This window comes from Xenorhabdus szentirmaii DSM 16338, from assembly GCF_002632585.1.
GTDB classification, from domain to species: Bacteria; Pseudomonadota; Gammaproteobacteria; order Enterobacterales; family Enterobacteriaceae; genus Xenorhabdus; species Xenorhabdus szentirmaii.
Genome location: NZ_NIBV01000001.1, coordinates 2,233,181 through 2,244,838, shown reverse-complemented (window position 1 = coordinate 2,244,838; position 11,658 = coordinate 2,233,181). Strand labels below are relative to the sequence as shown.

The following is an 11,658-nucleotide window of genomic DNA, read 5'->3' as shown; positions in this document are numbered from 1 at the left end:
TAAATACTCTATATTAGGCAGTGTCCCTTAATATAAATTGAGAGTATTATCATCTCATTAAGTGCATGACTGGAAAAAGATGATGGCACGTTATGACATTCCCGATGAAGCATGGATATTGATAGAACCGTATTTGCCACCCCGCCATTCAAAGCGGGCAGGACGTCCCCACGTTGAACACCGTCGAGTGATGAACGGAATGTTTTGGGTTCTTTGTTCAGGGGCGCCATGGCGCGATTTGCCTGAACGTTATGGCCCCTGGAAAACGGTTTATAACCGATTTAATCGCTGGTCAAAATCGGGCATTATCAGCATGATATTTAACCGATTATTATCCATCCTTGATGAAAAAGGCTTAATTGACTGGGATGCGATTTGTCTGGATGGCAGTAATATTCGCGCCAGTCAAGATGCCGCTGGAGCCCAAAAAAACATCCCGATATTGCTGGCGATCATGCGCTGGGTCGCTCACGCGGTGGTTATGGCACCAAAATCCACTTGGCCACAGACGGAAACGGGTTCCCTCTCAACATCATGTTGACGGCTGGGCAGGCTCACGAAAGCCAATCCGCTATTCCTTTACTTGATGGCATAGGTATACAACGTAAAAATGGTTTCATGAAACGGCGTGGCAAGGCGGTACTGGCAGATAAAGGTTATTTGGATAGAAAACTCCGCCATTATCTTCGTAAACGGAGAATTAAAAGCATCATTCCTTATAAAATCAACGAAAAAGGCCGTTCAGATGGCCGCACGCAATTTGATAAACAGGCGTATCGTAACCGCAATGTTGTTGAACGCGGCTTCAGTTTTCTTAAAAATAATCGGCGTATTGCCACCCGTTACGAAAAAACAGCCCGAAACTATTTATCCATGGTGAAATTAGGCTGCATTCGGCTTTTTTACAGACGATTAAATAATTAAGGGACATAGCCTAGTAATGCCTTTTGTTTCTGATGGTTTTTCACCCAAAATTTTTATTTGCTTTTCCTTCCCAGCAGAATAAAACTCATTAATATTATGCTCTCCTTTAATTCCTCGTTTTTGTGTATAGCCATCAATTTTAGCTAGGTGGACTTTTTGGTCGGGATTAAAGTTTATTCCCTCTGGGTAATTTGTCCTTCCGGCTACGTCAGATTGACCACCTTTGCTAGCATTAGGCAACGACTTTCCATCGAACTTACCCGTTGGATGCTCAACAGTTGTTACCGTACCTTGATCCTTCGGACTGTATTGCCCCTTGCCTGCACTCCAGTTGCCACCTTTGTTATCAACCGAGGCTTTTGACGATGCCGTAGGTGACAATTTCGGCCCTTTAGTTCCCTCTATCACAGCAGGCAACGTCATCGCCATTGCCTGAGCAACTTCAGGATTCATACCCATTGCTTCAAAGCGTTTTGTCCAGCCAAGTTCACCTACCTTGCCTGTAGCCGCCTGACCTAACGTATTCACTGCCGACAGGTAATTCTTGAACTCATTGGGTAAAGTGTCATCCCTATCCATATTTTTGATGGTACGCTCAAATACATCCCATTGCTCAACCAGATAGCCGTATTTTTGGGCACACTGTTCCGGATTAGTCCCACAGAAGTCCATCATTTCTTGTTGATTGCGGATATTGGTATCAACCATATCCTTAATCACTGTTTGACAGCTATCTCCTTCACAGGTGCGAGCTTTGTGTGCAAAATTGTCCAGTTCATTCACACTCAGGAAATTATTCTCGACAACAACTCACTCCAGTGTAAGACTCACCGACGAACAGTATTTTCCCCTGTTAAATCAGCCGGTTACAGGACGATTTTGCTAATGTATTCTCGCGACTGAACCCAAAACGCCCTGACACACTTTTGGTCCCTGAACACCCGTTTTGCCCGTTGTGCGCCTTTCAGTGTTGTTCTCTTTTCAACACGCCGAACTCACTCAAGCCCAACTGGCTCAGGCACTGAATGTGTCTCAGTAAGCCATGCAGTCATAGGAAGCGGGCAGAAGACGGGTGCAGATCTCCGTCCTGCCTGAGATGGCAAAATTACTGTCTGTCTCACTCGAAGAACTGTTCGGTGAAGAGATCGACGCGACACCCCGCAAGCGGCTGGTGCAACAGATACAGATTATCAGTCAGTTACCCTGCGCCAAGCAGAAGCTGGTATCGGAGATGCTGGATGCAGTGATTGCGCAGGCACAACAATAAAAGACAGGGAACTAAAGGAAAGGATTTTTTAACGCAGAGGCAGCAGGCGGCAACCTGCTACAACCGCTCACCATAACCAACTATGTGAGGTAGTTCATCATGGCTAACCGCGATTGTAATGTAAATTCAAACAGTTCGAAAGCCCAGCGCCGCTATAAAATCGGCTATATCAGTACCCGTCATGCTGACCGACATACCGGCATGACCCGCCATTACAGCCAGTCCCCCAGTTTGCATTTGAAGGGTAACTGGCTGGAAGAAGCCGGATTTGCCACTGGGCAAGCTGTAAAAGTGAGTATTGAACAAGGGCAGCTGATTATTCAGCTCGTTGAAAAGGACTGACAGCTAAAAGAAAGGATCCCAGCGCTTGGGCTGGGATCTTTTTACATTCTCAACAGGATACAGTACTAAGCGTAACGCTCTGTCAGTGTTTTCATATGCCTTTCTGCCGCTTCTTTACTGTCAGGAAAAGCATTGATATAAGCATCAGATATATACTGCATCAGCATCACAAATTGATTTGGCGTAATTTCTGAACTTTCAAATTCCCCCAAGAAAAAGGTAACGTAATCAAAATCCTCAGGAATATTCCAATCCTGATCCAAAGAGTAACCAAACCCTTCAGATGGAGAAAAACCATACCCTTTGCTGGCATTGAGCAAAAAATTTATAAAGGAAATTTTGTTGTTATATAAAGATTCATAAAGAACTTCATATAAATCCCTACCCTCATTTTGAATGAGGTAATGTTCAATGTTTTTTAACCAATTTATGTGTTGATCACTCATTTAGAAGTCCTCGCAGGCATAGTAATAAATGCATTATTAACTTGCCCTGTCTTAGCATCTCTGGTTACTTGAAACCAATATCCATCAACTTTTGCGGAATATTGCCTATGATTAGGATTATCCCTAAAATAATTTTCTGCTTGCTTGGCTGCCTTATTGGACATATCAGCCATCTTGGTATCGGGTAACACCCTAGGATCATAAGTTGTCTTAACCGTTTCCTTTTTAAAGCCTATTTGTTGGCCTCTTCCATTTATTGCAGGGATTTGATATTTGTACTCAATTAACCCAGGATAACGTTTATCGGTAATTTTGTGGTTAATTTTTCCCCCCGTCATTTCAACAGACTCTAAGAACACATCCTGCTTGTGAGCTCCAGAAATTGTCCCCATCTTACGATTAACAATACCTAATTGGGTATTATGTTTAGTTACATCGGCAACAAAACTTTCTGGAATTAAGTGATTAGTCGTTTCCCCAGTTTGATTTTGTGGTGTTTTCACCCCGTTATTTCCAGCATTAACCTGCTGGCCTGTAGATGAGTTGGCTCCTTTATCGACATTAGGCAATGACTTCCCGTCAAATTTACCCGTCGAATGTTCAACACTCGTCACCGTACCCTGATTTTTCGGGCTGTACTTCCCTTCACCGGTACTCCATTGCGGCAGTGGATTTTCGGTTTTATTGCTTGCTCCCGAATGTTTAGTCAGTGCCAAAAAGGCCTTTGCCGCCACATACTGGATGACTTTTGCTTCACTGGTCGGGATGCCGCTGCTCACAATTTCCGCCGCCTTCTCGGGCGTTATCTGTTCATTGGACATCACCACATCCAGTGGTACACCAAAGAAGTTGCCCCAGGCAATCAGCAGACCTTTGACGGGATCTTGCCCTTCCGGGTGTGTGCCCCGAACCTGTTTCGCCAACGCTTCCGACAGTTCATCCGGGGTTGCTCCATCCTTGATCATTTGCATGGCGAGTGAACTTTGTGCCCGGCCATATTCCATCAGCCCTTTCGGTGCGGTTTCCGGAGTCAAAAAGTTATTCTCGACAACAACTCACTCCAGTGCGAACTTCACCGCCTAACTTCATTTTTCCCTGCGCACTCAGCCGGTTACAAGGGGATTTTGCTGATGCACGTTCATCGCTGAACCCAAAAACCCCTGACGCACTTTTGGCTCCTGAACGCCGGTTTTGCCTGATACTCGAGTTTCAGTGTCGCGCCCTTTTCGGCAACGGGCGAACGGCGGCCGGTTTACCGGACGGCGGGCGCACGTTCTGCGGGTGCGGGCGGCATAGAGCCTGCCAGCGGCGCCCCTGCGACGCTCGGGAGCACCGAAGTTTCAGGTTAAGCACGGTTTTGCATGGCAGCCGGTTTTGTGGCAGGGAAGCCCCCTCAGGGGGCTGCACGGGGCGGCGATGGCGAGCACGGTAACGAGCAAGGAGCCTGCGACTGCGAGCCGCGCGCAGCAAGTCGCAGCGGGGTCGGGGCGGGGGAGGTAAAACCGGAGGCCGCAGGCCGACCTGCCTTCAGGGAGGTTGGCTGGACGCCGCAAGGCCGCTAAAGCAGAACACGGATTGCTGAGGACCGGCTCAAGTGCTGACAGCAGAAGGCGTCAGCCTTGTGCGCCACACCCCGCGAGGCCGAACAGCGGGGGCGCAAGACATAATGTGTATTATGCGATGTGAGCCGCGGCACGGCGTTTAGGTGGATTGCCGAGCCGGACGGCGAATTTCGCATAATTCCCTCACATTATGTTGAATAGGCTTTGGGCGGCCACGCCAGACTCAACGGGGACACTGGCGTTTAGGCCGGCCATTGCCTATTTACCCCCGCCGCACCGAGGCTGACGGGCAGTCCGGTCACGGTCTGCCCCCGTGCTGAACCCTGCCCAACTCAACGGGGACTTGCGGAGAGTCAGCGAACGCCAGAGTGTCCGGTCGATGCCGGGTTGTCCGGCGGCATGTCAGGATTAACTTTATCGTCGATGTCGTCGTCATATAAGTCGGCCAGTAAGCCAACCTCCTCTTCTTCCGACGGCGCGTCGGTCTGTCGTTCCGCCGGATGGGTACTGGCATGCACCGCCTGTAATGCCCGTATCGACACCTGCGTATAGATTTGCGTCGATTCGACGCTCGCATGCCCCAGCATCGCCTGTATCCAGCGCAGGTCAGCCCCGTTTTCCAGCATCTGTGTGGCCATCGCGTGCCGGAACAGGTGGCACGCCCCTTTTTTCTCGATACCCACGGCTTTGATGTAAGCCGTCACCATATTGCTGATGCCGTTGGCTTGCAAGCCATCCTGCCCGTCCATCGCCACGAACAGCGCCTTCACGTCAGGATTGACCAGCAGTTGCGGCCGGATTTCGTTCTGGTAATACAGCAACCAGCCCAGCGCCCGTTCCCCGATGGGCAGCACCCGGTCACGGTTGCCTTTGCCCTGCCGAACCGTCACCGTTTTTCTCATACCATCGATGCTGTACACATCGAGTCGCGTCACTTCCCCCCGCCGCATCCCCGTTGACCACAGCAGTTCCATCAAGGCCCGGTCGCGTACCCCCTGCAAGGTCTCGAGGTCAGGCTGGGCCAGTATCTGCTCGGTTTCGTCGATAGTCAGGATATAGCGCGGCAGGTGCTTCTCCAGCCGGGGCAGTTCAAGGTCGGCCGCAGGATTCGCCAGTATCAGGTTCTGTTTCGTCAGCCATTTGAACCACACCTGCAACGGCTGGAGTTGGGTGCGCTGGGTTCGGGTACTTAACGGCTCGCCGTTCTTCTTGCGGTACAGGAACAGGTGACGCTGGTAACGCTCCAGTATCGGCCGGGTGATATCGGCGGCATAGTACAAGCCCCGTTCGCTCGCCCACAGGATAAAGTGGTAGGTATGGTGGGTCTGCACTTTCAGCGTGGTTTCCGACCAGTTCCGCTCCCGCCGCCACGCCACAAAGCGCAACAGCAACGCATACAGGCTTTTCGGGTCATGTGCCGGACCGACCGGCTTACGGTACACCTCAGCAACGCTCAGGAAGCTGCCTGTACGCGGTTTACGGTTTGCCATGACCAGCCTCCGGTTCTGTGTCTGATGCGTTGGTCATGACAGGCGAAGGCAATGAGACTTTTTTATTTTTATTGTTAATTACTGCGTTTTCATCTACCCAGATTTGAGCGTCATTTTGCCCTTGTCCTGTCTGTGCTGAACGGGCTTTTTGTTGCCCAGACTTAACCCGAACTTGCCCCAGACTTGACGTAGACTGGCTGGCCTTTACCCCAGACTTGCCATCATCGCCGGTGATATCCGGTTGTGCCGTGTGTTCCCCTTCGGGGAGTGACAACGGCACCTTTTTCTTTTTGCCTTTTATCACTGTATTTTCATTTGCCCAGACCTGAACGTTATTCTGCCCTTGCCCAGTCTGGCCGGGTGCAGTTTTTTCTTCCCCAGACTTCGGCCAGACTTGACCCAGACTTGGCGTAGACTTGTTCTCTTTCAGGTCAGACTTGCGCTCATTGCCTGCCGTTTCCTTTTCCGGTTCTCCCACGTCCAACAAGCCGCACAGATGGGCGGCACTGTTATTTTGCCCATCCCACAGCAGTTCGTAGCGCAACAGGTGCCCCCGGCTGCCGCCGTGCAACAGCAGGTATTCCATTTCGATAAGACGCTGACAATGATTCTTTAACTGGCTGTCGCTCCAGTGCGTGAAGGCGCGGATATCCCGCCGGGTAAAGCGGATTTCATTTGGCTGGCAATGCTGACGCTGGGCTTGTTCTTTCACCATGTCCTGTATCAACAGCAGCAACTTGCGGGTCTGTGGCGGCATTTCATCCAGCGTGCGCCCCAGCACTTCATGAGCCAGTTGGTTAGCCAGTACGATATCGTCTTGGGTGACTTCAATGTATTCGATGACCTGCCCGCGATGGTTCGCTTTCTTGACTTCCCGCTGGTACTGGTGCAGCAAGGCAATGGCCTGTATCAGCGTCAGGTATTTCATGTGGTCGCGCCGCATCCGCGTTTTGTCTGACAGGAACGTCAGTTGATGCGCATAGGGATTGACCACCTTGAGCGGACGTAACAACCGCTGGGCGTTTTGGTGCAACTGCGTCAGATACCCTTTCTCGCTAGCCTTCTAGTGTCTGGCGGTGCCGCTGCATGGCATGGATGGCCTGCGTTTGTTCGCGCGATTCATTGACGGTGAGCACCAGACAGCGGTTCAGCAACTCTTCATCCACATCGATGGCGGTCGTGGTCAACATCAGCATCACCGGGCCTTGTACCTTGTATTCCCGCGTCACCAGTTCGCCGCTTTGTTCGTTCTTGCCCGTTGACGCGATTTTCAGTTCACCGTCCGATTGCAACAGCTTCAGCGCATAGGCCGCCTGCCTCACCCCCTCTTCTTCGGCGATAGCCAGTATCTTGTGTTGCAGGCTGGTTTCGCCGAGGTAATACAGGCTTTGTCCGGTCATCGCCGAGTACTGGATACGCTCTTCATCCGGCATCAAGTTCAGTACTGCATCCATTAAGGAGGATTTCCCTGCCGCCGAACTGCTCTGTATCAGTACGGCCAGCGGTTTATCCAGCTTGCGCGAGACCGCCGCCAGATACCCGGTCAGCAGATTAGTGGATTCGCCGACGACACCACAGGCCGCCATGTCCGACACGATACGCGCTGCCAAGTCCGGAGATTTCAGCAACGCCAGCGCGTCGGCTTCGTCATCGGCGCTCACGGTCACCGCCGTGGTGCCTTGGGATTCAGCATCGGCCTGGTGTTGCGCATCTTGTTGCTGCTCCAGCATCAGCAACACCCGCCCGGCTTCCCGTTTGATGACCGACAGTTCGCATTCCAGCTCAGCGGCGGCTGTGCTGATATAGTTCTGCCGGTGCCGGGCATGGTACATGTCCAGCGTATCCACATGGAACAACCCGCTGGTTTCATCGCGCACCTGCACATTCACTTTCATGACATCGGGCACCGGCGATGGCTTCATCCCCCGCACCCGCCAGACTCGAGGGCCGCTTTTCATCAGCAGTTCACCGGCCGCCGTGCGTTCACAGGGCACCCGTACTGCCGGTAATTCTGGTTGGGCAGCTAAAGAAGACATTTTGCCCTCGTTGGCAGAATGTGGCTTTTCCGTCACAGTCGGTGATGCCGGTAGCTCATGACTGAACACCGCACCCGGCGCGGTGCCCTGCCCCAGCCAGACCGCCTGTTGTAACGCCAGCCCCAGCGCATGTTCGGCGTTGCCGCTTTTTAGCGCATACTCGTTCGCATCCAGGCCCGGCGGGAACTGCACCCGCCACGCTTCAATGCCCGCTTCCAGTAAATCCGCCGCCACATTCTCTGCACCGCGATCCCCGGCTTCATCACGGTCAAAGGCAATCAGCACCCGTTTAACACCATGATATTGCAAGGCTTCAAGGTGTTCACGGCCAAAGCCATTCACACCATAGGCAGCAATCACATGGCGGAAGCCCGCACACCAGAACGTCATGGCATCGATCAGCGCTTCGCACAGGATAATTTCAGCAGACGCCTGCATCGCCGATTCATTCCAGACGCCAGCCAGTGGCGACGGCAGGTACAGGTGTTTCGGGCGGTCTTTCAGCATCTTGTAATCCGGCTGGGTACGGCGGCCATAGAGTTGCAGCACCCGACCCCGGCTTGCCACCTTCGTCGATTCCGCCCAGCCCAGCACCGGCACCACAACACAGCCCCTAAAATGATCTTGCCGCGTGCTCGCCCGCAGTACACCCAGCCCGGCCAGTTTGTCGCGCAGTTGCTGGCCTTCCTTGCTCGATTTCGACGGCAATAACCCCGCTGAGCCGCCGATCCCGTGATTGCCCGCGTATCCCAGCTTAAAATGGCTCACCAGTTCAGGATGGTTCAGCCCGCGCTTAGCTAGCCATTCGGCGGCTTCCGGTGACGCCAGCAGGTTCTGGTGATAAAAATCGACCACCTGACGCAACAGCGCCTGTCCGTCATCATCCAGATCCGCGAGTTTTGACCGTGGCTGAGGTGTCGTCGGTGACCCCGCTTTGGCGGCTAAAGAAGAGCGGTTCACCGTATTTTCCATTTCCGGCAACCCGGCCAGCGCCCGCAACCGTTTGATGCCCATTTTCAGGTTCACCCCTTCCGTTTGCATCACCCAGTCCAGCACCGACCCCGCCGCACCACAACCAAAGCAGTGATACAGATTCTTGACCGGAGTGATCACCATCGATGGCGTTTTCTCCTTATGGAACGGACAGCACAGCACATAATCCGCCCCGCGCTTTTTCAGCGGGCGGCCTTGCTGACGTGCCAATGCCAGCAACGAGACGGACTGTTTTAACTGGGCTAAATCGGTATCAGGTTTTTGGGTCATAAAAAAGTTCCTTTTAAAACCTTGTCAATGCTCTTTATGGATATTATTATATGCTCCATAAAGGTTATTTAGTCAAGTCTATTTAGAACAGGGGGAGATAATGGATATTATCGAGATAGATAAAGGAACTTTTTGGATGAGTTTTTCTTCCCGCTTTCTGCAACTCCGTAAACTGCATGGTCTGACACAGCCTCAGATGGCTGATCGGGTTGGCATACACTTGACCCAAGTCCGCCGTTACGAGTCCGGCGAGGCCCAACCTTCTTTAGAGATCCTCAAGCGGATTGCGCTGACGTTTAATGTGTCGGCAGACTGGCTGATATTTGAAGAGGGAGAACGTGAACCGCAAGACGAGCTAAAACTCAAATTTGAAGCGGTTAAACAGATGGATGAAGAAGAGCAGCGCTCAGTTTATTCGGTGCTCGATGCGCTGATTTTAAAACATCAGGCAAAACGACTGATAGGATAACAGAGATAACGAACGCGGAGTTGAAGTGTTACCAGCACTTCAGCCCCGCTGACCATAACCAACTAAGTGAGGTAGTTAACCATGGCTGCACGCGATTGTAATGTAAATTCAACCCGTTCGACAACCCAGCGCCGTTATAAAGTCGGCTATGTCAGTACCCGTCACGCCGACAGACACACCGGCATGACCCGCCATTACAGCCAGCACCCCAGTTTGCATTTGAAGGGGAACTGGCTGGAAGAAGCCGGGTTTGCCGCCGGGCAAGCGGTGCAGGTCTGCATTGAGCACGGGCTGTTGATTATCCGGCTTGTCGAGAACAGCTAGCAACTAAAAAGGAAGAGTCCAGATTTTGGGCTGGACTCTTCCTAACTCTGGAGACTTTTAGCGGATTAACTATAAAGCTTCATTCAATTTTTTAAACCATTGTAAGACAGTTAATCCATCCGCTGATGGAGAATAATATCCATTATTTTCATAAAGAAAATCCTCTGTTAATTCTTCACCACTATTCAATATCTCTTCAAATTCCTTTTTTAAAAGCATAACTTTTTCTGGCTGTTCTTTTTCCACAAAAAGCCTCATTATCCCCTCGTCTGTTGATGCCTCACAGTCCCAATCTTGATGGAAGTAACAACCTAATAAATAACGAACATTTTCTATTTTCATTCCTTTCTCCCAATTTATTTAGGGTAAGCAGTTTGGATACGATAACCGTTAGGCATTAAAGGATCTTTATCAATAACAATCACTATATTGTTTGACTCATGAGACTTTGTGCTGCCTTTTGGTATCACTCGCCCTACATTCACTGGCATTTTATGATTAAGCACCATTCTTGTGTCATTTCCTGCCATAAAAGTAGTTAATTTTTCTCTATTTGCTGCTATACCATTACCTATTGCCCATTCTGCGGTTTTCATATCAGTGAATGTTGATGATGCTAATACTCTTGGATCATTCTTGAACCTAGCAAGTAATTGAGCATCCGATTTGCCAACATGCCTTTCTATCGCATGACCACCAAAATTCTCATGATATATTAATGTCCTGGTTGTTTCTGCTTTGACAGTAGTACCTTGGGTCACCTCACCCTTTGCGTTAAAGGTTGACTTTCCGTCAAATTGACCTGCCTGAGATTCAACATTTGTGACTGTACCCTGGTTTTTCGGGCTATATTTCCCTTCACCGGTACTCCATTGCGGCAGTGGATTTTCGGTTTTATTGCTTGCTCCCGAATGTTTAGTCAGGGCCAAAAAGGTCTTCGCCGCCACATACTGCATCACCTTCGCTTCACTGGTCGGGATACCACTGCTCACAATTTCAGCCGCTTTCTCGGGTGTCATCTGTTCATTGGACATCACCACATCCAGTGGCACGCCAAAGAAGTTCCCCCACGCAACAAGCAAGCCCTTGACAGGATCTTGCCCTTCCGGGTGGGTGCCCCGAGCCTGTTTCGCCAGTGCTTCCGATAATTCATCCGGGGTTGCCCCTTCCTTGATCATCTGCACGGCGAGTGAACTTTGGGCCTGCCCATATTCCATCAGGCCTTTCGGGGCAGTTTCCGGGGTCAGGAAGTTATTCTCAACAACAACTCACTCCATCGCGAACTTCACCGACGAAAGCCGATTTTCCCTGTGCATTCAGCCAATTACAGGCTGATTTTACCGATGCATTTTCACCGCTGAACCCAAAAATCCCTGACGCACTTTTTGCCCCTGAACGCCTGTTTTGTCTGCTAGGTCAAGGCAGTTTTACCCAGAAACTTCCGAAAAAAATCCCTCAATAAGTATTGAGAGATTTCAAGTTCTAGGTAATTATCAGATTTTAACGAAACCAGAAGGGAAGATCGTCAACCCCTA

The 11,658-nt window shown here is 50.8% G+C and carries 13 protein-coding genes and 1 pseudogene; 7 read left to right on the top strand and 7 right to left on the bottom strand.

Annotation, left to right across the window (positions count from 1 at the left end; genetic code table 11):
• Nucleotides 1-82: 82 nt before the first annotated feature.
• Nucleotides 83-924 (top strand): IS5 family transposase gene (locus Xsze_RS09915; protein WP_099138963.1). Its coding sequence is split into 2 segments (ribosomal slippage): nt 83-425 and nt 425-924, totalling 843 coding nucleotides; the frame shifts between segments, so codons are not numbered across the junction.
• On the opposite strand, the gene Xsze_RS22715 is transcribed toward Xsze_RS09915, so the two are convergent.
• Nucleotides 913-1,632, bottom strand: a complete 720-nt coding sequence (locus Xsze_RS22715) for a hypothetical protein (protein ID WP_038242175.1) — start codon at nt 1,630-1,632, stop codon at nt 913-915. The two genes, Xsze_RS09915 and Xsze_RS22715, sit on opposite strands and share 12 nt — an antisense overlap.
• Before the next feature lie 364 nt (nt 1,633-1,996).
• On the opposite strand from Xsze_RS22715, the gene Xsze_RS22710 reads away from it, so the two are divergent.
• On the top strand, nt 1,997-2,191 hold the full coding sequence (locus Xsze_RS22710; RefSeq protein ID WP_244431885.1) for a hypothetical protein: 195 nt from the start codon (nt 1,997-1,999) through the stop codon (nt 2,189-2,191).
• 99 nt (nt 2,192-2,290) lie between these two features.
• On the top strand, nt 2,291-2,533 hold the full coding sequence (locus tag Xsze_RS09900; protein WP_038242177.1) for a SymE family type I addiction module toxin: 243 nt from the start codon (nt 2,291-2,293) through the stop codon (nt 2,531-2,533).
• A 65-nt stretch (nt 2,534-2,598) separates the two neighbouring features.
• Here Xsze_RS09900 and Xsze_RS09895 read toward each other — a convergent pair whose 3' ends face one another.
• Nucleotides 2,599-2,979: a hypothetical protein gene (locus Xsze_RS09895; protein WP_038242179.1), complete on the bottom strand. Its 381-nt coding sequence runs from the start codon at nt 2,977-2,979 to the stop codon at nt 2,599-2,601.
• Nucleotides 2,976-3,950, bottom strand: coding sequence for a CdiA family toxin C-terminal domain-containing protein (locus tag Xsze_RS22395; RefSeq protein WP_176553669.1), 975 nt, complete (start codon nt 3,948-3,950; stop codon nt 2,976-2,978). Before Xsze_RS22395 ends, Xsze_RS09895 begins: the two co-directional genes overlap by 4 nt.
• A 5-nt stretch (nt 3,951-3,955) precedes the next feature.
• Between Xsze_RS22395 and Xsze_RS22160 the strand changes: the two genes are divergently transcribed.
• The gene (locus Xsze_RS22160; RefSeq protein WP_169924455.1) at nt 3,956-4,411 is read left to right on the top strand and encodes a hypothetical protein; all 456 of its coding nucleotides are present in this window, start codon (nt 3,956-3,958) and stop codon (nt 4,409-4,411) included.
• A 483-nt stretch (nt 4,412-4,894) separates the two neighbouring features.
• On the opposite strand, the gene xerC is transcribed toward Xsze_RS22160, so the two are convergent.
• A complete protein-coding gene (xerC, locus tag Xsze_RS09875) occupies nt 4,895-6,031 on the bottom strand; it encodes a site-specific tyrosine recombinase XerC (protein WP_099138962.1) in 1,137 nt (378 codons plus the stop codon).
• Nucleotides 6,018-9,330, bottom strand: a pseudogene (locus tag Xsze_RS09870) (CHC2 zinc finger domain-containing protein). Before Xsze_RS09870 ends, xerC begins: the two are co-directional and overlap by 14 nt.
• 136 nt (nt 9,331-9,466) lie before the next feature.
• Between Xsze_RS09870 and Xsze_RS09865 the strand changes: the two are divergent.
• The gene (locus tag Xsze_RS09865) at nt 9,467-9,799 is read left to right on the top strand and encodes an RstR family transcriptional repressor (protein ID WP_038242431.1); all 333 of its coding nucleotides are present in this window, start codon (nt 9,467-9,469) and stop codon (nt 9,797-9,799) included.
• Nucleotides 9,800-9,880: 81 nt separating this feature from the next.
• Entirely contained in the window at nt 9,881-10,123 is a 243-nt protein-coding gene (locus tag Xsze_RS09860) for a SymE family type I addiction module toxin (protein WP_038242423.1), read from the top strand.
• Between the two features lie 69 nt (nt 10,124-10,192).
• Here Xsze_RS09860 and Xsze_RS09855 read toward each other — a convergent pair whose 3' ends face one another.
• Together Xsze_RS09855 and Xsze_RS22390 are read right to left on the bottom strand one after the other, a co-directional pair.
• Entirely contained in the window at nt 10,193-10,465 is a 273-nt protein-coding gene (locus Xsze_RS09855) for a contact-dependent growth inhibition system immunity protein (protein WP_038242425.1), read from the bottom strand.
• Nucleotides 10,466-10,479: 14 nt separating this feature from the next.
• Nucleotides 10,480-11,301: an RNase A-like domain-containing protein gene (locus tag Xsze_RS22390; RefSeq protein ID WP_244590070.1), complete on the bottom strand. Its 822-nt coding sequence runs from the start codon at nt 11,299-11,301 to the stop codon at nt 10,480-10,482.
• 11 nt (nt 11,302-11,312) lie between these two features.
• On the opposite strand from Xsze_RS22390, the gene Xsze_RS21810 reads away from it, so the two are divergent.
• Nucleotides 11,313-11,585: a hypothetical protein gene (locus tag Xsze_RS21810; RefSeq protein WP_141557246.1), complete on the top strand. Its 273-nt coding sequence runs from the start codon at nt 11,313-11,315 to the stop codon at nt 11,583-11,585.
• Nucleotides 11,586-11,658 lie beyond the last annotated feature (73 nt).